Consider the following 20,924-nt stretch of genomic DNA (forward strand, 5'->3'; position numbering starts at 1 on the left):
CGCGCTAACGGGTGTTCGCCGGTTCAGGCCAAGATCATCAATAATTCGCATTTTTCCTGCCATGAAACGGAAAATGGCTGACAGTGCGAAGTTCTGGCATCGCTCATAAGGGTGATGAACACGGGTGAATCGCCGCCCGAACGGCGTGTTTCCGCAGGCTGGGGCGGGTTGCCCGTGACGTGGTCGAGGGGTAATAAGTGCGTGTCGGTTTCACGGCCGAGGAACGGGTGGCGTTTACTGGAGCCGTGGTTACAGAGACGGCTGGCCAGCGCTTGCTCTTGCAAGCATGGTTAAAGGCCGTCGGCCGCGAAAGCGGAGACCTGAGATGAAAGGACTACTACGTTGGCTCTGCCCACGTTGACTCCGGAGCAGCGCGCCGATGCCCTCGCCAAGGCGGCTGAGGCTCGCAAAGCGCGCTCCGAGCTGCTTGCGTCGATCAAGTCCGGCAAGGAGAGCATCGACAAGGTGCTCAAGCAGGCCAAGGAGAACAAGACCATCGGCAAGACGAAGGTCACGCAGCTGCTGAAGGCCGTGCCCGGCCTGGGCGCGGTCAAGGTCGCCGCCCTGCTGGAGCAGGCCGGGATCGACCCGGACCGGCGTGCCGCCGGCCTGGGCGAGCGGCAGCGCGAGGCCCTCCTCGAGGCGCTGAAGTAACGCTTCCGCCCAGGTCACAGGGCTGCCCGGGGGAAGGTGTTGTCACCAGAGGCTGTTGCCCGGACAACACTTTTCCCTGGTCTCAGCCGGAGCCTGGGACGCTGGTGAGGTGACGACCAGTACCGCACCGGCGACCCCGGCAGACCTGGCCGCCCGCTACGAGCGGGGCGACTTCCTCCTGGCCACGGCGCGGCACGCGCTCCTCGCGAGCGGTGCCGCGGCCACCGCGACCGACACCGATCCGGCGCGGCTCTCCGGGGCACTCCCCGGTCTGTTCGCCGACACCGGCGCGTCGATCGCGGTCGGCTTGCTGCCCTTCGACACCACCTCGACGCCGGGGCATCTGGTCTTGCCCCGAGCGGTCCAACGCGCGACGTCCGACCATGCGGCCGTCCCGCCGCGCACCGTCCTTCCGCAGCCGGTCAAGGTCACTACCGTGCCCGAGCCGGAGGCGCATCTGGCCGCCGTCCGCGCGGCCGTCTCGGCGCTGAGCGACCGGGACCTGCGCAAGGTCGTCCTGGCCCGCGCACTCGATCTCGACTTTTCCGAAGCCGTTCCGGTCGCCGACGTCGTCCGGAACCTGGCGAACGGGAACCCCCGGCACACCACGTACGCCGCGCAGTTGCCCGGCGGGCGCACGCTGGTCGGCGCCACCCCGGAACTCCTGGTGTCCCGCACCGGCGGGGCCGTCCTGTCCCGGCCGCATGCCGGGTCGATGCCCCGGTCGGCGGACCCGGCGATCGACAAGGCCAATGGTGAGGCGCTGCTGGCGTCCGAAAAGGACCACGTCGAACACGCCGTGGTGGTGGAGTCCGTCGTCGAAATCCTGCGGCCGTTCTGCCGCACCCTCGACGTCCGCGGCCCCGAACTCGTCTCGACGCCGGCGATCTGGCACCTGTCGACCACCGTCACGGGTGAGCTGCTCGATCAGGACATCACCGCGCTGAACCTCGCCGCCGCGTTGCATCCGACTCCCGCCGTCTGCGGTACGCCGACCGACGCCGCACGCTCGCTGGTGCGGGAGCTGGAGCCGTTCGACCGCGAGTACTACGCGGGCGCCGTCGGCTGGGTCGACGCGGCAGGGGACGGCGAATGGGCCGTCGGGATCCGGTGCGCGGAGATCGCCGACACCTCCATGCGGCTGTACGCCGGAGGCGGCATCGTGCCCGCCTCCGACCCGCGGACCGAGCTCGACGAGACCTCGGCGAAGTTCCGCACCCTGCTCGCCGCCATGGGCCTGGAGATCTGATGCGTTCAGTCCTCTGAATGCGGTAGTTGCGCGCGCAAGTACCGCATTCAGAGGACTAAATGCGTGCGGGTCAGAGGGTCGCGAAGGCTTCGGTGACCGAGATGTCGTCCGAGGTCAGCAGTGCGACGGCGGCTCGGTAGCCCTCGGCCGCCTTCAGGTCCGCGAGCCGGGTCCGGTCCGGGTCGAGGGCCTGGTGGCTCGACCGGACCAGCCGCGCCTGCTCGTCGTAGCCGGAGAACGTGATGCTCTGCAGCGGGATCTTGAGGCCCTTCCCGGTGGCCTTCATGACCGCTTCCTTGCGCGTCCAGTAGGTGAAGAAGGCCGTCGCGCGCTCGTCGTCGGAGAGCCCGGAGATCGCGGCCAGCTCGGCGGGGGTCAGCGCGTACTCCATGAGCGAGTCCTCGGCCCGCCTGGTGGCCGTCTCGACGTCGAGGCCGACCGCGGTCCCCGCGGTGGCCGCGACGCCGATGAGGTCGCCGGAATGCGAGATCGACAGCATCAGCGGCGCGCCGGGGACCCGGGGGCGGCCGTGCGGCTTTCCGCAGTCATCGCAGGTCGCGTCGAAGCTCACGTCCTCGACGGCCAGGCCGAGCCGCTCGGCGGCGACGGTCTTCGCCAGCACGCGGCCGGTCAGGAACCGGCGTTTGTCGATGTCCTGGCGGTAGCTTCCGTACCGGCCTTGCTCCAGCTCGTCGAGCAAGGCAAGGAACCGGGGTTCGGCGGGCAGGGGCGGGGACCAGCGGACCGCACATTCGATCACGTCTCTCTTTCTACCCGATCCCGCACCGGATCACTCGGGTGTTCGTTGAGTAGCGTCTTTACCCGATTCCGCATGTTCATCGAGCAAAGTCGCCTCGTCGAACGGCGATCGGCCGTCCAGCGTCCGGTCGAGCTGCTCGCGGTCGATCTCGTTGGTCCAGGTGCCGATCAGCACGGTCGCGACGGCGTTGCCCGCGAAGTTCGTCAGCGCGCGGGCCTCGGACATGAACCGGTCGATGCCGACGATGAACCCGACGCCGTCCACCAGCTCCGGCCGGTGCGAGGACAGCCCGCCCGCCAGCGTCGCGAGCCCCGCGCCGGTGACCCCGGCGGCACCCTTCGACGCGATGATCATGAACACCAGCAAGGAGATCTGCTCGCCGATGGTCAACGGTTTGTCGAGCGCGTCGGCGATGAAGATGGAGGCCATCGTCAGGTAGATCGCGGTGCCGTCGAGGTTGAACGAGTACCCGGTCGGCACGGTGATGCCGACCACGGGTTTGGAGACGCCGGCGTGCTCCATCTTCGCGATCAGCCGCGGCAGCGCCGACTCGGACGACGACGTCGAGAGGATCAGCAGGAATTCGCGGCCGAGGTATTTCAGCAGCTTGAAGATGTTGACCCTGGCGAGCAGGCCGAGGATCAGCCCGAGCACCACGAACACGAACAGCGCGCAGGTGATGTAGAAGCCGAGCATGATCACCGCGAGGCTCTGCAGCGCCTTCCAGCCGGTCTCGCCGACGACGGCGGCGATCGCGCCGAACGCGCCGACCGGGGCCGCCCACATGATCATCGCGAGGATCCGGAACACGAGCCGCTGGATGTGCTCGATGCCGCGGCGGATCGGCTCGCCCTTCGTGCCGAGCTTCTGCAGCGCGAACCCGGCGAGCAGCGCGACCAGCAGCGTCTGCAGGACCTCGCCTTCGGTGAATGCCGAGACCAGCGTCTTCGGGATGATCCCGAGCAGGAACTCGACGGTGCCCTCGCTCTTGGCGATCTGGTCCTGGCCCTTTTCGGCGATCTCGGGGGTCAGGTGCAGTCCGCTGCCCGGCTGGAGGATGTTGCCGACGACCAGGCCGATGACCAGCGCGACCGTCGACATGATCAGGAAGTAGCCGAGCGCGAGCCCGCCGACGCGGCCGACCTTCGCGGCCTTCGCCACCGAGCCGACGCCGAGCGCGATCGTGCAGAAGATGATCGGCGAGATCATCATCTTGATCAGGTTCACGAACCCGGTCCCGAGCGGCTTCAGTTCCTTGCCGAGGGCGGGGAACAGGATGCCGACCGCGATGCCGAGCGCCACCGCCGCGATGACGGCTATGTAGAGGTAATGGGTGCGATCCCGCTTCGCCGCGGGTGCTGCCGTGCTCATGGGTGCCCTTCGACGAGGTGGGGACAGGTTGCGAAAACTTATGACAACTCCTCGGCGAACGACAACCGAAGCGGTACGCTGAGCTAAGCGAGCGCTTAGTCACTGTCGAACAGGAGCGGGCTGACCATGGATTTCTCTCTGAGCGTCGAGGAACGCGAGGTGCGCGACTGGGTGCGCACCTTCGTCCAGCGCGACCTGATGCCGCGCGAGCAGGAGGTGCTGCGCCGCGAACGCGCCGGCCAGCCCGGCCTGACCTCCGACGAGCTGCGCGAACTGCAGCTGAAGGCCAAGGAATCCGGCTTCTGGGGTGTGCAGACGCCAGAGGAGTACGGCGGCATGGGCCTGTCCGCGGTGATGACCGCGCTGCTGGAGGCCGAACTCGGCCGCACGTTCGTGCCGTTCCGCTTCGGCGGCTCCGCGGACAACATCCTGTACTACGCCAACGACGAGCAGAAGGAGCGCTACCTGCTCCCGACGATCTCGGGCGAGCGCAAGTCGTGCTTCGCGATCACCGAACCCGGCGCGGGTTCGGACGCCAAGGCCATCCGGACCTCCGCCCGCAAGGACGGCACCGACTGGGTCATCAACGGCGAGAAGACCTTCATCACCGGCGGTAACGAGGCCGACTTCGTGATGGTGTTCGCGATCACCGACCCCGAGAAGGGCGCGAACGGCGGCGTCACCTGCTTCCTCGTCGACCGCGACGCGGGCTGGAAGTCCGAGTACATCGACACCATGGGCGAATGGGGTCCGGCCGCGCTGGTCTTCGAGGACGTCCGCGTGCCGGAGACGCAGATCCTCGGCGAACTCGGCCACGGCTTCGACCTGGCCATGCAGTGGATCGGCGCCGGCCGCTACCTGCTGCCCGCCCGCGCCATCGGCTCCTGCGAGCGGCTGATCTCGATGGCCATCGAGCACGCCAACACGCGGGAGACGTTCGGGCAGAAGATCGCCGAACGCCAGGCCATCCAGTGGATGATCGCGGACTCGGACACCGAACTGGAGGCACTGCGCTGGCTGGTGCTGCACGCCGCCTGGCAGGTCGACCAGAAGCTGGACTCGCGGCACGCGCAGTCGATGGCGAAGCTGTACGGCGGCGTGAAGGCGAACGAGATCGTCGACCGCGTCCTGCAGATCCACGGCGGGATGGGCTACACGCGGGAACTGCCGGTCGAGCGCTGGTACCGCGAACTGCGGCTGCTGCGGATCTACGAGGGCACCGACGAGATCCAGCGCCGGACCATCGCGCGCAACCTGCTCAAGGGGCACGTCAAGGTCGGCGGCACCTTGGGCTGATACCCCGCCCAAGTGCAATGAAAGGTCCTTTCCTTGCAAAATTTGCAAGGAAAGGACCTTTCATAGCGTCGGTCTCTCTAGTCCTCGTCTTCGTCTTCGTCCTTCTGATTCCGCATCGCGATCGGGACCCCCGCGAGGTCCTCTTCGTTGCAGAGAAGTTTCACGTCGTAGTACGGCGAACCCTTGCGGTCGTCGTAGTCGAGATGGACGGCCAGCACATCGACCGGTTCCCCGAGCCACTCCTGAGCCTGGCGTAGCCATGTCGCGCACCGTTCGAGCGCCGTGGGCAGGTCGTCGTCCCGGAATCCCACCGGGCGGTAGGGGACGTCCTGCACCTGATCACGGGGGTTCGAAGGCACCGGCAACGCCGGCGAGAGACCCGAGTCGTCCAGTTCGAGTTGGATCGTTTGCTCAGTCACCCTTCGAGCGTCCCCCAGAGAAGCCGTCTGAGCAAGGCGTACCGACCTAAAGTCGCCGCTAAACGGGCACTCGCCACACTCTTGAGACCACTTCACGGCAGTTTTGCAGCGCTGTGACGTCCAGCCGGCGTTCGCAGGCGAGCGCCCGCAGCGCCAGTTCCGCGTAGTGGGCGGCCAGCTGGTCCAGGGTGAGCGGTCCGCTCGGCGAGTACCAGCGCGCGACCCCGCTGCACATCTCCACCAGCGCTAGCCGGGTGACCGAAGGCTGATCGGTGCGGAAGACGCCCGCCGCGACCCCGTCTTCGATGGCGTCCGCCCACAGCCTTTCGTAGGCGTCGCGCAGCCCCACCACCCCGGCCCTGGCGCCGGGGGTGAGCGCGTGGACCTCGTTGTCCACCACGCGGGTGTCATCCGGCTGGATGGCGTGCGCGAGCACGTGCAGCGCCACCAGGGATCCGAGCCGCGACACGGGATCGGCGAGCCCGGCGGTCGCCTGATCGGCCGCGTCGAGCAGGCGCCGCAGCGACTCGTTCATGATGGTCACCAGCAGATCCTCTTTGGTGCCCATGTAGTGGTAGAGGCTGGCGGACGACAGCTCGGCCTCCTGCGCCAGATCCCGGATGCCGGTGCCGTGGAACCCCTTGGTGGCGAACAGTTTCACCGCCGCCTGCCGGACGCGGTCGCGGGTGCTCAGAGCCATGTCTCGGTGGTCCTGTCCCAGGACCCGGCGCGGAGGTCTTCCGCCTTCTTCAACTCGCCCTTCGCGACGCGTTCCGACGGCGTCATCGGCAGTTCCGGCACGATGGCCCAGAACCGGGGAACCTTGAAGTAGGCCAGTTTCGCCGAGCAGAACTCCGCCAGCTCGGCCGGTTCGCACCGGTGTCCCTCGTTTTCGTCGAGGACGAGGTACGCCTTGACCTCTTCGCCGCGGATGTCGTCCGGTACCGCGATGACGGCGGCGAGCTTGACCGCCGGATGCAGCTGCAGTGCCCGCTCGACCTCGTCGGCGGAGATGTTCTCGCCGCTGCGGCGGATCATGTCCTTGGTGCGGCCCACGTAGTACACGCGGCCTTCGACGTCCATTGTGGCCAGATCGCCGGTGTGGAACCAGCCGCCGTCGAACGCGCGCCCGGTCGCTTCGGGGTCGTCGTGGTAGCCGTGCATCAGGCCGACCCCGCGGATCAGCAGCTCGCCGGTTTCCCCTCGTGGCAGCGGTTTCCCGGCCTCGTCCGCGATCATCACCTCGCGGGTGGGCGCGGGCCTGCCGAGGCAGCCGGTGCCGACCGTCTCCTCGTGATCCGCCGGGTACATCCGGATGTCGCCGCCGGTCTCGGTCATGCCGAAGGCCTCGTACCACGGTGTGCCCCAGCGTGCTTCGAGCGTGGCGTGCAGGTCGCGGGGGATGGCCGAGGCGCAGATCGCGCGGACCTGGTGTGCCTTGTCCAGCTCGCTTTCCGGCTGGCGCAGCAGGAGGGTGGGCATCAGGCCGAGGCAGTAGAACCAGGTGACGCCGTGTTCGCGGACCTTCTCCCAGAAGGTGGACGGGTGGAAGCGGTCGAGTACCACCAGTGTGGCGCCGCCCGCGAGCCCCAGCGCGACGTTCCACTGTGGATCGATGTAGTGGAACGGTTGCGCGGTCAGGATGACGTCGTCGGCGCCGACCATGGGGAAGTCCGTGGCCAGGCTGATGGACAGGGTCGTCCAGTACCGGTTCGGCAGTACGCAACCCTTGGGTGCGCCCGTGGTGCCCGAGGTGTACTGGATGTTGACCGGGCGTTCGCCTTCGCTCACGAAGTCCGGGGTGGCCCCGGAACCGGTCAGTTCGCCGGGCGTGAGCACGCGTTCCAGGGAGGTCTCCGGCGCGATCTTGTCCAGCAGCTCCAGGAACTCCTCGGCCGCGACGGCGAACCTGGCGCCGGAATGCCGGAGCACGTGGGCGCCGTCGAACTCGCGGTATCCGGTGTTGACCGGGACGAGCACGCCGCCGATCTTGGCCAAGGCGAGCCACAGCAAGGGGAACTCGGGCTGGTTGCGCAGCATCACCGCGACCCTGTCGCCCGGCTTCACGCCCAGTGCCAGCAGTGCGCGGGCGAACTCGGTGCTGCGCGCGTCGACGTCGGCGAACGTGAAGCTCTCACCGGTGGAGTCGAAGATCCACGCCGTCTTGTCCGGCCAGCGCGCGGCGGCCCTGGTGGTCAGTCCGAGGAGGGTGTCGATCCCGGCGAGCGAGGTCATGTCCGGCTCCGGAAGGCCTCGGCCGAGGCGGCGACCTCGGCGGAGTGTTCGGTGATCAGCGCGTGGCTGACTTCGAGTTCGAGCGCGGCGTCGAGCGAACTGTCGATGCCGGAATCGAGGGCGCGTTTCGCCATCGTGGCCGCGGCCGCCGGATGCGCGGCGATCCTGGCCGCCCACGCGAGCGCGGTGTCCATCAGGTCGTCGGCGGGCAGGGCCGCGTTGACCAGGCCGAGTTCATGCGCCCTGGTGCCGCTCACCCGGTCACCCAGCAGCAGGAGTTCCTTGGCCTTCAGCGGGCCGACCAGTAGCGGCAGCAGCCGCGACGCCGCGCCGGTGACGCTCAGGCCCAGCGAGACCTCGGGGAAGGCGAACACCGCGTCTTCGGCGGCGAGGATCAGGTCACAGCCCATCGCGAACTCGGCACCCGCGCCGATCGCGTAACCGTGGACCGCGGCGATGACGGGCTGGCGCAGTCCACGGAGGCGGCGCGTCACGTCCTGTAGCCGGTCGAGCCTCGGGCGTGAATCACCCTCCGGGGTGGGCTCCTTGAGGTCGTGGCCGGCGCAGAACGCCCGCCCCCGCCCGGCGAGGACCACCGCCCGAGCGTCGGAGTGGGCGGCCGCGTCGAGTGCCTCCAGCAGGTCGTCGACCAGTTCGGGGACCACCGCGTTGAGGCGCTCCGGGCGGTTCAGCCAGATCAAAGCGATGCCGTCGTCGAGGGCGTAGTCCACGGTGCTCATGACACCGAGCCTAGACGACCGATCGATCGATCGATAGGGTCGAATCCATGCGGGTCGACACGGTCTACGAGAACGCCCGGTTCCTCACCGGAACGGGGGAATCCGTAGCGCTTGCGACGTTGAACGGACGAATTGTCGCGTTGGGTCACGATGCTGCCGCGCTTTCTTCGAAACGTCGCGTCGACCTCGGCGGGGCGGTGGTGGTGCCCGGTTTCCACGACGCGCACAACCACATGGCCTGGTTCGGCATGGCGCTCGACGACGTCGCGTTGTCCGATTGCCGCAGCGTCGACGAGGTGTACGACGCCGTCGCGCGGCGCGCGGCCGAAACGCCGCCGGGCGGCTGGATCATCGGCAGCGGCTACGACCAGAACAAGCTCGTCGGCGGCCACCCGACGCGGCAGGGACTGGACCGTGCCGCCCCCGGCCACCTCGTGCGGCTCAAGCACACGTCCGGGCATATGACCGTGGTCAACTCGGCGGTCCTGGAACGGCTGGACCTGGGAAACGTGCCCGTGGGCGGTGACGTCGTCCGCGACGAGGACGGTTCGCCGACCGGGCTGCTGCGGGAACAGGCCCAGCTCATGCTGCGGCCGTTGACCTATCCGACGCCGATCGAGACCGTCGTCCGCGGCCTGGACAGGGCGAGCGAGCGATACCTGGCCGAGGGCATCACCAGCGTCCAGGAGGCCGGGATCGGCGGGGGTCTCGTGGGGGAGACCCCCGCCGAACTCGCCGCGTACCAGTTGGCGCGTGACCGCGGCGTGCTGCGGGTGCGCAGCACGGTGATGGTCGCGGCGAGCGTGCTCCACGACCTCGACGCGGGGGCGGGCTTCGGGCTGGACCTGGGGATGCGCACCGGATTCGGCGACGAATGGCTGCGGATCGGCGCGATGAAACTGTTCGCCGACGGTTCGCTGATCGGCCGGACCTGCGCCATGCACGAGCCGTTCGCGGGTGAGCCGGACAACGTCGGCTACTTCCAGGTGCCCGAGGACGAGATCGCGCGGACGATCGCCGCCGCGCACAAGGCCGGCTGGCAGATCGCGACGCACGCCATCGGCGACCGCGCGATCACCGTCGTCCTCGACGCCTACGAAGCCGCGCTCAAGGCCGACCCGCGGCCCGACCACCGGCACCGCATCGAGCACTGCGCGGTGCTGCGGCCCGAAGAGCTGCGGCGGCTGGCGTCGCTGGGGCTGATCGCCTCGCCGCAGGGCCGGTTCGTCAACGAGATCGGCGACGGCATGCGGGCCGCGCTCGGCCCCGAGCGCGAACCGTGGTGCTACCGGCTCAAGAGCCTGCTCGACGCGGGTTGCGTGCTGCCTGCCAGCTCCGACCGCCCGGTCGTCGAGGGCGCGCCGCTGCTCGCGCTGGCCGACATGGTGCGGCGGAAGACCGCGTCCGGCGTCGTACTGGGTCCCGATGAGCGGCTCACGCCCGCCGAAGCCCTGCACGCGTACACGTACGGCTCCGCGTACGCCGCCTTCGCCGAGAAGGACCTGGGCACGCTGGAGGTCGGCAAGCTCGCGGACTTCGCCGTCCTCTCGGCCGACCCGACCGACGAGTCCACTTTGGATTCGATCCACGTCGTCGCCACCGCAGTCGGCGGCGACATCGTCTACGAACGGAGCTGAGACCCATGCCGGTGCGGGACGCGGTCGCGGACGACATCGAGGAGATCTGCGCGCTCATCGAGGAGCACGCGGTCTACGAGGACAAACACGATCTGAAGCTCGACAGGCAGGAGATGGCCGGGTTCCTCTTCGGGCCCGATCCGAAGGCCTGGGTGCTGCTGGCCACCCCTCCGGACGAGCCGGCCAAGGTCGCGGGCTTCGCCTTCTGCAGCTGGAACTTCTCCACCTGGGAGGCCAGGCCCGGGATCTGGCTCGACGACCTCTTCGTGCGCCCGGAACACCGCCGTTTCGGCCTCGGGCGGGAGCTGCTCGACGAGCTGAGCGCGCGGACACCGGGCCGGGTCGAATGGGACATGCAGGAGGGCAACGAGAAGGGCGAGGCGTTCTACGCCCAGCTCGGCGCCGAGCCCGTCCCCGGCTGGATCCGGTACCGCTGGCGGCCGCACGCGAAGTGAGCCAAGCCGTAAACTCGCACACATGGGTGAAGGGGCAAGCCGCAGGTCGTCGTCCGTTGAGGACTACGTCCGGGTGATCTACGGGCTGGTGGAACGCGGTGAGGCCGTCACCAACACGTCGCTGGCCGGACGGCTGGAGGTCAGCCCGTCTTCGGCGTCCGGCATGGTCACCAAGCTGTCCCAGCTCGGGCTGGTCGCGCACGTCCCGTACCGGGGCATCGAGCTGACCACCGAAGGCAGGCTGCTGGCCCGCTCGGTGCTCCGCCGCCACCGGCTGATCGAGACGTACCTGGTGTCCGAGCTCGGCTACACCTGGGACGAGGTGCACGCCGAGGCCGACGCGCTCGAACACGCGGTGTCGGACAGGCTCGTCGAGCGGATCGCGGCGAAGCTCGGCAACCCGGTGCGCGACCCGCACGGCGACCCCATCCCCGCCCCCGACGGCAGCGTCGAGGAGATGCCGATGCGCATCCTCGACGACCTCCCGCCCGGCGCGGTCGGCGAGATCGTCCGCGTCTGGGACACCGACCCGGAACTCCTGCGCTACCTGACCGAGCATTCGATCGGCCTCGGCGAGCGGATCGAGGTCGTCGAGCGTCAGCCCTTCGGCGGCCCCATGGTGGTCAAGGTCGGCTCACCGCCGGACGCGGCGACCCACGCGATCGGCAAGGAGATCGCGCAGGCACTGTCGGTCGCGCTGCGCTGACCGGCGTGTCCACTGTGGACGCGTTTCGATTGGTGCGTGCGGTGTGAATTTTCCGTACGTCCCTGCATAATTCGGCCCTTGGCACTTCACCCACATGCCGGGCCGATAGGTGATCTAAGGCCCTTCCGATCATGTGTTCACGCGCCTAGGCTGCGCTATTCCGGGTGGCTAGCGAGCGTACGAAGGCGATGAAGATGACCGGTCAGCGGACACACACCATCGACCGGGGGGTGGCGGAAGGACGTGAACTCAGGAGGCTGCTGGAGACAGGGCCCTTCGCGGACGCCCTCAGGGTGGCGATCAGGGTGAGGGGCCTCGGCCTCGATCGGATCCGGTACCGGTTGAGAGGGCGGGGGTGCTCGGTCAGCCTCGCGACGCTGAGCCACTGGCAGTCCGGCCGCTGCCGTCCCGAACGGCCGGAATCCCTGCTGGTGCTGAAGAATCTCGAGGACGTCCTCGGGGTACCGGAGCGGTCCCTGTCGCGGCTTTTGGGACCGCCGCGCGGACGGGCGGCCCGGTGTACGGTGCCCGGCGAGGGCCTCGTGATGCAGCGAAGCCGGGAGACGGGAACGTAGAGGAGTACGAGGTGCGGGCGGTCGTCTTCGAGGAGTTCGGGGTACTGCCCGAGGTACGCGAGGTGCCGGATCCGGCCACGCCGCCGGGCGGAGTGGTGATCGCCGTCGAGGCGACCGGGGTGTGCCGCAGCGACTGGCACTCCTGGCAGGGTCACGACACGTCGGTGAAGCTGCCGCACGTCGCCGGGCACGAACTCGCCGGCCGGATCGCGTCGCTCGGCGAGGGCGTCCGCGGCTGGTCGGTCGGCGACCGGGTGACGGTGCCGTTCGTGTGCGCCTGCGGCACCTGCGCGCAGTGCGCGGCCGGTGACCAGCAGATCTGTGACCGCGAATTCCAGCCGGGCGCCACCCACTGGGGCTCGTTCGCCGACTACGTCGCCATCGAAAACGCCGAGGTCAACCTCGTGGCGCTGCCCGACTCGCTGTCCTCGGCCGAAGCGGCGGCGCTGGGCTGCCGGTTCGGGACGGCGTTCCGGGCGGTGCTGCGCCAAGGCGGGGTCCGGCCCGGCCAGTGGGTGGCGGTCTACGGCTGTGGCGGCGTCGGCGTTTCGGCGATCCTGCTGGCCGTCGCGGCCGGTGCTTCGGTGGTCGCCGTCGACCCGTCCTCGCAGGCCAGGGCGCTGGCGTCGCGAATGGGCGCGCTCTTGGTCGTCGATCCGTCGAGCTTCGAGGGCCACGAAGCGGTCGCCGCGCATGTCCGGGACCTGACCGGCGGCGGCGCGCACGTCTCCCTCGACTGTCTCGGCTCGCCGACCACCTGCGCGGCCTCGGTCGGCAGCCTCCGGAAGCGCGGACGTCACGTCCAAGCCGGGCTGATGCCGCCCGCGCAGGGCATCGCGCCGATCCCGATGCACCGGGTGATCGGCGGGGAACTGGAGCTCGTCGGCATCCACGGGCTCCAGGCGCACGAGTATCCCGAGATGCTGCGGGTGGTGGAGACCGCCGGAATCGATCTCGAAGGCATGATCGGCAACCGGGTCGGCCTCGACGAAGTCCCCGCGGTGCTCGCGGAGATGAACGACCCGGTGCCTGCCAAGGCCGGGGTGACCGTGGTCGAACTCGCTGTGTGACCGGGTGAACGCACTACGGTCAACCGGCCGATCGGAGTAGTCCGAAAGGTGGCTTCTGTCGCCGGTTTGTGGCACCTTCTCCGGCCGTGACAGTCATGGATGCCCCGTCTCGGTCGCGTTTCGTCCAACGGGTACTGCGCCGGTTCGCCGAGGCGGGCGTGATGGCGCGGGGCCACCGGCTCATCGGCGCGCGGCCTGGCAAACTCGACGCGTGGACGCGCTGATCCCTCGCCCGCGTACTGAGGTCGCGCCCGGTGCCGTGCACGTGCCCGACTGGCTCGATCTCGACGAGCAACGCCGGCTGGTCGAAGCCTGCCGAGGCTGGCGCGGCTACCGGCGGACACGGCTGCCGAACGGCGGCGTCATGTCGGTGCGGACGGTGTGCCTCGGCTGGCACTGGCACCCGTACCGGTACTCGAAGGTGACCGACGACGGCTCCCCGGTGCTGCCGTTCCCTTCGTGGCTGGGCGATCTCGGGCGGCGGGCGGTTTCCTCCGCTTACGGTCCGTCGTCGTACGAGCCGGACATCGCGCTGGTGAACTTCTACGACTCCGCCGCGAAAATGGGGCTGCATCAAGACAAGGACGAGGCCTCGCTGGAGCCTGTCGTGTCGCTGAGCCTGGGGGACGCCTGCGTCTTCCGATTCGGGAACACGGTCGACCGCGGGCGGCCGTATACGGATGTGGACCTTCGGTCGGGAGACCTGTTCGTGTTCGGCGGCGAGTCGCGGCTGGCTTTCCATGGGGTGACTCGCGTCTTGCCGGGAACCGCTGATCCGGAGCTGGGGTTGGTGGGGCGGTTGAACATCACTTTGCGGGTTTCGGGTCTTGTGAGTGATTGAGGACGGCTGGAGGTCGGGTCACCCGCTGCGCTGGTCGGTTGTGGTGTGTCGTCCGTCCAGTCACGCGAGTCGTCTGTCTAATCACGCGAGCCGTCCGTCCGGTCACGTATTTTGCTCGGTGCTAGGTGTCTTAAGGTCTCTTCGCGCCTTTAAGGCCGCTTCGGGGCTTTCTCTGCATGTGCATTTCGGATTCTTTTCACGCTAGGCCGTTCGGGCTCGCACGTCTGTTCGATTCGGTGTATCGTGGGGGCGTGGCCAGCAACGACGCAACCCCGACGACGCCCACCGAGTGGTGGCGCGTCGACACCGCAACGCTGCACGCCCGCAAACAAGAACTCGAAATCATCAAACGACGAGCGGATGCCGAACAGAACGCGATCCTCGCGGAAATCAATTCCCGCGGAGTTCAGGGGTGTTCGGGTCATTCGACGTTGACGGCACTGATCTTCGAGGACTTCCACGTGACGGACAAGGAAGCCAGCGCCCGCGCCGACCGCGTCCTCGCCCTGCACCCCGGCCCGGGTATCGGCGGGGACCCCGAACCGCCCCTGGCACCACTGACAGCCGCAGCCGCCGCCGAAGGCGCGATCGGCGGCAGCCAGATCGACGCCATCATCCGCACCCTCGCCCGCATCCCCTCCACCATCCCCGACGAAGACATCCGAGCTGGCGAGAAGATCCTGGTCGACCTGGCTCGTCACGCGGGGCCGCGGCAGATCGCCCGCGCCGGACGCCGCCTGCTGGACGAACTCGACCCCGACGGCAAAGAACCCCGCAACGAAAACCCCAAAGACACCCGACCAGGAATGCGGTTCATCCAACACCGGGACGGCACCCTCGGCTTGAAAGCCACCCTCGACCTCGAAACCTACGCCCGCTTGAAGTCGGATTTGGACCCGATGGCCAAACCCCACAAAGCCATCGACGGCGTTCGTGACTCCCGTACTCAGGACGAACGCTACGGCGATGCCTTCACCGACTACGTCCGCCTGAAAACCACCAGCCGCAACCTCCCCGGCCAAGCCGGAGAAGCCACCCACATTTTGGTCACCATGTCCTACGACGACCTCATCCGGGACATCGGCGAAGCTCATCTGGACTTGGTGGGGCCGATCAGCGCCACCGACGCCCGCATCCTCGCCTGCGACGCCCGCGTCCGACCCGGCGTCCTCGGCACCGCAGGCGAACCCTTGGACATCGGCCGCTCCAAACGCACCGTCTCCCTGGCGCAGAAGTACGCGTTGACCCTCCGAGACGGCGGCTGCGCGTTCCCTGGCTGCGACATGCCGGTGCCGCGCTGCACCGCCCATCACATTGTTTTCTGGCAACACCACGGCGAAACCAAAATCGACAACCTCGTGCTCCTGTGCACCAAACACCACCGCTTGATCCACCACAGCAAATGGAAAGTCCACATCGCCCAAGACGGCTTGCCCGAATTCACCGCCCCCGCCTACCTCGACCCCACCGGAACACCACGGAGGAACACCATGCACCTCAGGATCTAGGTCGAAACCTACGAACCCGAGTCCTCCAAGCAGTGAGCGAATAGGTGTAATGGCTCGCGCCTTTGCCAATGAGCGTGCGGACCCAAAGTAATCCGAGTGCTGGCCGAACGTGCGTCACGGCTCACTTCGTGGGGTGAAGCCTTGCGCGTCGAGCGTGGACGATCCGTATTCATCCACCTCAAGGGCGAGCGCGACTGTCCCGGTCGGCATTTAGAGGACTAAATGCGAGACAAACCCTTAAGCGAGACGAAAACGCACCCGTTGCCCCGGCCGCACTTGCGCGGCCTGGTCCAGATCCGCTTCGTCCACCACCGCGATCACCGGATAGCCGCCGGTCACCGGGTGGTCGGCCAGGAACAGGATCGGCTGCCCGGAAGGAGGAACCTGCAACGCACCCGGCACGGCGGCCTCGGGCGGCAACTCGCCGCCTCGCGCACGCGACAGCAAGGGCCCCTCGAGTCGCACGCCCACGCGATCGACGTCGGCAGTGGCGACGTAACCGGAAGAGACCAAAGTGGACAGTGAGTCGGAAGTGAACCACGAAGCCCGAGGGCCTGCGGTGACTCGCAAGACGGGCTCATCCGCGAGGGGAGCGCGAGGTGCCAGGTCGACAGCGGGGTGGCTCAACACCTGCTCTCCCACCGGCAAGGTCATCCCGGCCGAAAGCGCGGGCGGGCCGAGTTTTCCGAGGGTGTCGGTCGCCCGCGCGCCCAGTACCGGAGGGACGTCGATGCCGCCGCGCACGGCGACATAGCAACGCAGACCTCGAGAAGCCATCCCGAGAACGAGTTCGTCGCGGGGGCCGACCGGGATCGGGGAGTCCGGGCCGAAAGCCCGCCCGCCCGCGGTGATCGAGCAGGGCGCGCCGGTGACGGCGACGGTCGCCGGGGCCGAGAACCGCAGGACGAGGCCGCCAAGGACGCACTCCAGGGCCGCGTGGCCCTCGGGGTTTCCGACCAGCCGGTTCGCCAGCCGCAGCGAACCGCGATCGGCGGCACCGGACCGGCCGACGCCGATCGCGGCCAGCCCTGGTCGCCCGAGATCCTGCACGGTGGTGAAGACCCCGGGGTGGATCACGTCGATCTTCGCGGTCATGAAGTGAACCGGATCCGGGTACCCGGTGCGAGCAGGTTCGGCGGCTGACGCTCGACGTCCCACACCGGCAGAGAGGTCCGCCCGATCAGCTGCCAGCCGCCGGGCGAGGCGTTCGGGTACACCGCTGTGTACTCGCCCGCGATCGCGACCGAACCGGCGGGAACGCGGGTGCGCGGGCTCGTCCGGCGCGGCAGGTGCAGGGCAGGGTCGAGTCCGGTCAGGTAGGCGAAACCCGGTGCGAAGCCGCAGAACGCCGAGACGTAGGTCCCGTCCTCGTGGCGCCGGACGACCGCCTCGGCCGACATGCCGGCGGCGGCCGCGACGTCGACCAAGTCCGGGCCGTCGTAGCGCACCGGCACGACGATCTCGGCGGCCTCGCGTGGTTCGACGTCCACTGTGGACCGGTCGAGGACGTCGCCCGCGAGCCGGTCGTGGTGGGTCCGGCCAGGGTCGAACCGGATGAGCAGGGTCCGTGCGGCGGGGACCAGTTCGAGGACGCCGTCCGGCGGGTCCTGCTCCAGTGACGCGTGCAGCCCGAGCACCTCCGACGGATCGTCGAAGTCGACCATGGCCGCACGCGCCCCATAGGGCAGCACCCGCATCACGCGGCCTCGAGGAACGATCCGATGTGGACACCGGAAGCGTCGAGCCCCGCGCGGATCCGTCGCGCCAGTTCGACGGCGCCGGGCGTGTCACCGTGCACGCACAGCGAATGCGGTTGAAGCGCCAGCTCGGTCCCGTCGATGGCGACGACCTTGCCGGTGGTCGCCATCGCGACCGCCCGCTCGGCCACCTCGTCGGCGTCGTGGAGTACGGCGCCCGCGAGTTTCCGGGAGACCAGAAGGCCTTCCGGCGTGTACGCGCGGTCCGCGAAGGCCTCGGCGTACGCTGGGAACCCGGCTTTTTCCGCCTGCTTGGCCATTTCCGACCCCGGCGGGCACAGCAACGCGAGCCCGGGGTGGAACCGCCGGATCCCCTCGACGACCGCGGCGGCCTGCTCGGGATCCACCGCGGCGGTGTTGTACAGCGCTCCGTGCGGTTTGACGTACCGGACCCGCGTGCCCGCCGCGCGGGCGAACGCGTCCAGCGCGCCGATCTGGTAGAGCACGTCGTCTGCCAGGTCGGCGGGGGCGACGTCCATCGCCCGCCGCCCGAAGCCGGCCAGGTCGCGGTAGGCGACGTGGGCGCCGATCACGACGCCCCGTTCCGCCGCGCGCTGGCAGACGCGCCGCATCACCGACGGGTCGCCGGCGTGGAAGCCGCAGGCGACGTTCGCGCTGGTGACGATGTCGAGCATGGCGTCGTCGTCGCCCATTTTCCAGGCGCCGAAACCCTCGCCGAGGTCGCTGTTGAGGTCGATACGGCTGAGATCCATCAGGCCACCCTGAACTCACTGTCGAGTTTGTCGGTCACGAACATGTAGCCCGGCGCGTGCGTGATCGCGAACGGCGGCCGCGAGGCCATCAGCGCCGCCTGCGGGGTCACGCCGCACGCCCAGAACACCGGCACGTCACCGGGTTCCGCGTCGACCGGATCCCCGAAATCCGGCTTGCCGAGATCGGCGATGCCGAGCGCGGAGGGATCGCCGATGTGCACCGGGGCTCCGTGCACGGCGGGCATCCCGCGGGTGATGCGCACGGCGTCGTCGACGCGGTCTTCGGGGATCTGCCGCATCGAGACCACCATCGGCCCGTGCAGCCGTCCGGCGGGTACGCACTCGCGGTTCGTCACGTACATCGCCACGTTGCGGCCCTGGTCGACGTGCCGCAGCGGGATGCCCTCGGCGGCCAGCGCCGATTCGAAGGTGAAACTGCAGCCGATCGAGAACGCGACCATGTCGCTGCGCCACAACCCGCTCGTGTCCGCGAGTTCGCCGGCCAGCGCGCCGTTCTGCCAGACGCGGTAGCGCGGCAGGTCGGTGCGCAGATCCGCGCCGGGCGCCAGCCGCGTCGACGGGTCGCCGGGATCGCTGACGTCGAGCACTGGGCAGGGCTGCGGATTCCGCTGGCAGAACAGCAGGACGTCGTAGGCCCAGTCCTCGGGGACGGCGATCAGGTTGGTCTGGGTGAACCCGGTGGACCAGCCGGTGGTCGGGCGGGCGGTGCCCGCGCGGAACAGGGCGCGGGCCTCGCCGGGGGACAACGTCGCCGGTTCGTCGAAGGTGGTCATCGCGGTACCTCCTCTTCCGATTGTCGTCACAGGAGTTCGCGGCCGCGAGTCTCGGGCAGGCCGAGCAGCGCCAGCGCGGCGATCCCGTAGCCGACCGCGCCGAACACCATCGCGCCGCCCGCGCCGAGGAAACCGACCACGGCGGGGAAGGTCGCGCCGATGGCCCGGCCGAGGTTGTAGGTGAAGCCCTGTCCGGTCCCGCGTAGCGCCGACGGGTACAGCTCGGCGAGGAAGGCGCCGAACCCGCTGAAGATCGCGGACATCGAGAACCCGAGTGGGAAGCCGAGGAAGAGCACGAGCGTGTTCGCACCCGCCGGGATCTGTGTGTAGGCGACGATGAGACCCGCCGACAGCACCGAGAACAGCAAGAATGTCTTCTTACGCCCCAAGATATCCGTGAGATAACCGCCGGTGACGTACCCGATGAACGCGCCGGAGATCAGGAACGCGAGGTAGCCACCGGTCCCGATGACGGTGAGGCCGCGGGTGGTCTTCAGGTAGCTCGGCAGCCAGGTCGCGAGCGTGTAGTAGCCGCCCTGGACACCGGTGGCGAGCAGCGCGGCGAAGAACGTCGTGCGCAGCAGATCCGGCTTGAAGATGCCCGCCAGCGAACCGCGTACCTTCTTCGTGGCACGGGCGGCTTCCGCGACAGGAGCGTCCTGGACGTTGCGCCGGACCCACAGCACCAGCAGCGCGGGGATGACGCCGGTCCAGAACATCACGCGCCAGGCGATGTCCGGGCTGAACAGGCTGAAGACGACGGTGTAGACGACGACCGAGAGCGCCCAGCCGACCGCCCACGCACTCTGCACGAAGGCGACCGTGCGGCCGCGATACTTCGCCTGCGAGTACTCCGCCACCAGCGCGGCGCCGGCGGCCCACTCGCCGCCGAAGCCCAGGCCCTGCAGTGCGCGGAAGACCAGGAGCGTCTCGAAGTTCGGCGCGAATCCGCAGAGCACGGTGAAGATCGTGTACATCGCGATGGTGATCTGAAGGGTGCGTACGCGGCCGATGCGGTCGGCCAGGATGCCCGCGCCGATACCGCCGATCGCCGAGACCACCAGCGTCGTGGTGCCGAGCAGGCCCGCCTCGCCGCCGGAGAGGCCGTAGTAGGCGGTGATCGCGGCCAGGCCCAGCGGCAGGGTCTGGTAGTCGAACGAGTCGAGCCCGTATCCGCCGAACGCGCCGACGAAGGCACGGCGGCCTCGCGAACCGAGCGTGCGGAACCAGGCGAAGGGGCGAGTGTCTTCGGTAGTGGCTGTCGCGTTCATCGGCACCTCCAGAGGTGACTTTTCAGGGTGGCACGGGTCACATGAGTAGGCACTTTAGGGATTGTTCAACAATTCCACAAGAGGATCCTTGGCTGAGACTCTTGTGCCTAGGTAGGATCGGTCACGTGACGATTGCGGAGGGTGGTCCTGCCTCGGTAGAGGGACTCGAGGCTGATCGCGGCATGATCAGCCGCACCAGCACGGCCGAACGGGTCGCGGGTGTCCTTCGCACGCGTATCGCGGAGGGGTTCTTCCTGCCCGGCGTCCGGCTGTCGGAACACGACATCGGCTCGGCGCTCGGCGTCTCCCGCAACACGCTGCGCGAGGCGTTCCGGCTGCTCACGCACGAACGACTGCTGACCCACGAGCTCAATCGCGGTGTTTTCGTGCGGGTGCTGCCCGTCGAGGACGTCGTCGACCTCTACAAGGTGCGCAAGGTCGTCGAGTGCTCGGCCGTGCGGGCGGTGACGGAGAAGCCCCCGACGTTCGCGAAGCTCGCGCGCCTGGTCGAGGACGGCAAGCTGGCCGAGCGGAGTGAGCGCTGGCAGGACCTCGGCACCGCGAACATCCGGTTCCATTCGGCGATCGCGGAACTCAGCGGCAGCGAACGGATCGACGAGCTGATGCGCGGCATTCTCGCCGAGTTGCGGCTGGTGTTCCACATGATGGCCGACCCGCGGCGCTTCCACGAGCCGTACCTCAAGCGCAACGCGGAGATCCTCGAGCGCATCGAAGCCGGCGACGGCCTCGGCGCCGAAAAGCTCCTCGCGCAGTACCTCACCGACGCCGAAAACCAGCTCGTCGAGGCCTACGCCGAACGCTCCCCTTGACGCGTTTCGTCCTCTGAATGCGGTAGTCCGGGATACGAACTAC

Annotated in this window: 23 protein-coding genes; 12 read left to right on the forward strand and 11 right to left on the reverse strand. The window is 68.7% G+C overall.

Annotated elements, in window-relative coordinates:
- Nucleotides 1-342 precede the first annotated feature (342 nt).
- Together mihF and DMH03_RS09285 are read left to right on the forward strand one after the other, a co-directional pair.
- A complete protein-coding gene (gene mihF, locus DMH03_RS09280; protein WP_005155963.1) occupies nt 343-654 on the forward strand; it encodes an integration host factor, actinobacterial type in 312 nt (103 codons plus the stop codon).
- 109 nt (nt 655-763) lie between these two features.
- Nucleotides 764-1,903 carry an isochorismate synthase gene (locus DMH03_RS09285; RefSeq protein ID WP_125791630.1) on the forward strand — a complete coding sequence of 380 codons (1,140 nt, stop codon included), beginning with the start codon at nt 764-766 and terminating at the stop codon, nt 1,901-1,903.
- Nucleotides 1,904-1,973: 70 nt separating this feature from the next.
- Here the strand turns inward: DMH03_RS09285 and DMH03_RS09290 are convergent, their stop codons facing one another.
- Both DMH03_RS09290 and DMH03_RS09295 read right to left on the reverse strand, forming a co-directional pair.
- Nucleotides 1,974-2,663 (reverse strand): 4'-phosphopantetheinyl transferase superfamily protein, encoded by a 690-nt coding sequence (locus DMH03_RS09290; RefSeq protein WP_125791631.1) that lies wholly within the window; start codon nt 2,661-2,663, stop codon nt 1,974-1,976.
- A gap of 30 nt (nt 2,664-2,693) precedes the next feature.
- Nucleotides 2,694-4,034 carry a cation:dicarboxylate symporter family transporter gene (locus DMH03_RS09295; protein WP_125791632.1) on the reverse strand — a complete coding sequence of 447 codons (1,341 nt, stop codon included), beginning with the start codon at nt 4,032-4,034 and terminating at the stop codon, nt 2,694-2,696.
- 126 nt (nt 4,035-4,160) lie between these two features.
- Here DMH03_RS09295 and DMH03_RS09300 point away from each other — a divergent pair, with 126 nt between their 5' ends.
- Nucleotides 4,161-5,330, forward strand: coding sequence for an acyl-CoA dehydrogenase family protein (locus DMH03_RS09300; protein WP_125791633.1), 1,170 nt, complete (start codon nt 4,161-4,163; stop codon nt 5,328-5,330).
- A gap of 77 nt (nt 5,331-5,407) precedes the next feature.
- Here the strand turns inward: DMH03_RS09300 and DMH03_RS09305 are convergent, their stop codons facing one another.
- From DMH03_RS09305 to DMH03_RS09320, 4 genes are read right to left on the reverse strand one after another with little or no spacing between them, the layout of a single operon-like run.
- A complete protein-coding gene (locus DMH03_RS09305) occupies nt 5,408-5,749 on the reverse strand; it encodes a hypothetical protein (protein WP_125791634.1) in 342 nt (113 codons plus the stop codon).
- A gap of 58 nt (nt 5,750-5,807) precedes the next feature.
- A complete protein-coding gene (locus tag DMH03_RS09310) occupies nt 5,808-6,449 on the reverse strand; it encodes a TetR/AcrR family transcriptional regulator (RefSeq protein WP_125791635.1) in 642 nt (213 codons plus the stop codon).
- A complete protein-coding gene (locus DMH03_RS09315) occupies nt 6,440-7,984 on the reverse strand; it encodes an ATP-dependent acyl-CoA ligase (RefSeq protein ID WP_125791636.1) in 1,545 nt (514 codons plus the stop codon). The genes DMH03_RS09310 and DMH03_RS09315 overlap by 10 nt, the downstream gene beginning before the upstream one ends.
- A complete protein-coding gene (locus DMH03_RS09320; protein WP_125791637.1) occupies nt 7,981-8,724 on the reverse strand; it encodes an enoyl-CoA hydratase/isomerase family protein in 744 nt (247 codons plus the stop codon). The genes DMH03_RS09315 and DMH03_RS09320 overlap by 4 nt, the downstream gene beginning before the upstream one ends.
- Before the next feature lie 47 nt (nt 8,725-8,771).
- On the opposite strand from DMH03_RS09320, the gene DMH03_RS09325 reads away from it, so the two are divergent.
- From DMH03_RS09325 to DMH03_RS09355, 8 genes are all read left to right on the forward strand, one after another.
- Nucleotides 8,772-10,361: an amidohydrolase gene (locus DMH03_RS09325; protein WP_125791638.1), complete on the forward strand. Its 1,590-nt coding sequence runs from the start codon at nt 8,772-8,774 to the stop codon at nt 10,359-10,361.
- Between the two features lie 5 nt (nt 10,362-10,366).
- Nucleotides 10,367-10,816: a GNAT family N-acetyltransferase gene (locus DMH03_RS09330; protein ID WP_125791639.1), complete on the forward strand. Its 450-nt coding sequence runs from the start codon at nt 10,367-10,369 to the stop codon at nt 10,814-10,816.
- Between the two features lie 22 nt (nt 10,817-10,838).
- Entirely contained in the window at nt 10,839-11,522 is a 684-nt protein-coding gene (locus DMH03_RS09335; protein WP_125684091.1) for a metal-dependent transcriptional regulator, read from the forward strand.
- A gap of 188 nt (nt 11,523-11,710) precedes the next feature.
- Nucleotides 11,711-12,097: a transcriptional regulator gene (locus DMH03_RS09340; protein WP_125792845.1), complete on the forward strand. Its 387-nt coding sequence runs from the start codon at nt 11,711-11,713 to the stop codon at nt 12,095-12,097.
- Nucleotides 12,098-12,108: 11 nt separating this feature from the next.
- Nucleotides 12,109-13,167: a zinc-dependent alcohol dehydrogenase family protein gene (locus DMH03_RS09345; RefSeq protein ID WP_125791640.1), complete on the forward strand. Its 1,059-nt coding sequence runs from the start codon at nt 12,109-12,111 to the stop codon at nt 13,165-13,167.
- Between the two features lie 86 nt (nt 13,168-13,253).
- The gene (locus DMH03_RS42290) at nt 13,254-13,391 is read left to right on the forward strand and encodes a hypothetical protein (RefSeq protein WP_199748792.1); all 138 of its coding nucleotides are present in this window, start codon (nt 13,254-13,256) and stop codon (nt 13,389-13,391) included.
- Nucleotides 13,379-14,008, forward strand: a complete 630-nt coding sequence (locus tag DMH03_RS09350) for an alpha-ketoglutarate-dependent dioxygenase AlkB (protein WP_125791641.1) — start codon at nt 13,379-13,381, stop codon at nt 14,006-14,008. The genes DMH03_RS42290 and DMH03_RS09350 overlap by 13 nt, the downstream gene beginning before the upstream one ends.
- Before the next feature lie 251 nt (nt 14,009-14,259).
- Nucleotides 14,260-15,516 carry an HNH endonuclease signature motif containing protein gene (locus DMH03_RS09355; RefSeq protein WP_125791642.1) on the forward strand — a complete coding sequence of 419 codons (1,257 nt, stop codon included), beginning with the start codon at nt 14,260-14,262 and terminating at the stop codon, nt 15,514-15,516.
- Nucleotides 15,517-15,753: 237 nt separating this feature from the next.
- On the opposite strand, the gene DMH03_RS09360 is transcribed toward DMH03_RS09355, so the two are convergent.
- The 5 genes from DMH03_RS09360 to DMH03_RS09380 are packed head-to-tail and all read right to left on the reverse strand — an operon-like array spanning nt 15,754 to nt 20,051.
- On the reverse strand, nt 15,754-16,611 hold the full coding sequence (locus tag DMH03_RS09360) for a biotin-dependent carboxyltransferase family protein (RefSeq protein WP_125791643.1): 858 nt from the start codon (nt 16,609-16,611) through the stop codon (nt 15,754-15,756).
- Complete coding sequence (locus DMH03_RS09365) at nt 16,608-17,213, reverse strand: allophanate hydrolase subunit 1 (protein ID WP_125791644.1); 606 nt, start codon at nt 17,211-17,213, stop codon at nt 16,608-16,610. Before DMH03_RS09365 ends, DMH03_RS09360 begins: the two co-directional genes overlap by 4 nt.
- The gene (locus DMH03_RS09370; protein ID WP_125792846.1) at nt 17,213-17,971 is read right to left on the reverse strand and encodes a LamB/YcsF family protein; all 759 of its coding nucleotides are present in this window, start codon (nt 17,969-17,971) and stop codon (nt 17,213-17,215) included. The genes DMH03_RS09365 and DMH03_RS09370 overlap by 1 nt, the downstream gene beginning before the upstream one ends.
- Before the next feature lie 14 nt (nt 17,972-17,985).
- Nucleotides 17,986-18,780 (reverse strand): putative hydro-lyase, encoded by a 795-nt coding sequence (locus DMH03_RS09375; protein WP_125791645.1) that lies wholly within the window; start codon nt 18,778-18,780, stop codon nt 17,986-17,988.
- A gap of 26 nt (nt 18,781-18,806) precedes the next feature.
- Nucleotides 18,807-20,051, reverse strand: coding sequence for an MFS transporter (locus tag DMH03_RS09380; protein WP_125791646.1), 1,245 nt, complete (start codon nt 20,049-20,051; stop codon nt 18,807-18,809).
- 182 nt (nt 20,052-20,233) lie between these two features.
- Between DMH03_RS09380 and DMH03_RS09385 the strand changes: the two genes are divergently transcribed.
- Nucleotides 20,234-20,881 carry a GntR family transcriptional regulator gene (locus DMH03_RS09385; RefSeq protein WP_125792847.1) on the forward strand — a complete coding sequence of 216 codons (648 nt, stop codon included), beginning with the start codon at nt 20,234-20,236 and terminating at the stop codon, nt 20,879-20,881.
- The last annotated feature ends 43 nt before the right edge of the window (nt 20,882-20,924 follow it).

The sequence above is a fragment of the Amycolatopsis sp. WAC 01376 genome (assembly GCF_003947415.1).
In the GTDB taxonomy this organism is placed as follows: domain Bacteria; phylum Actinomycetota; class Actinomycetes; order Mycobacteriales; family Pseudonocardiaceae; genus Amycolatopsis.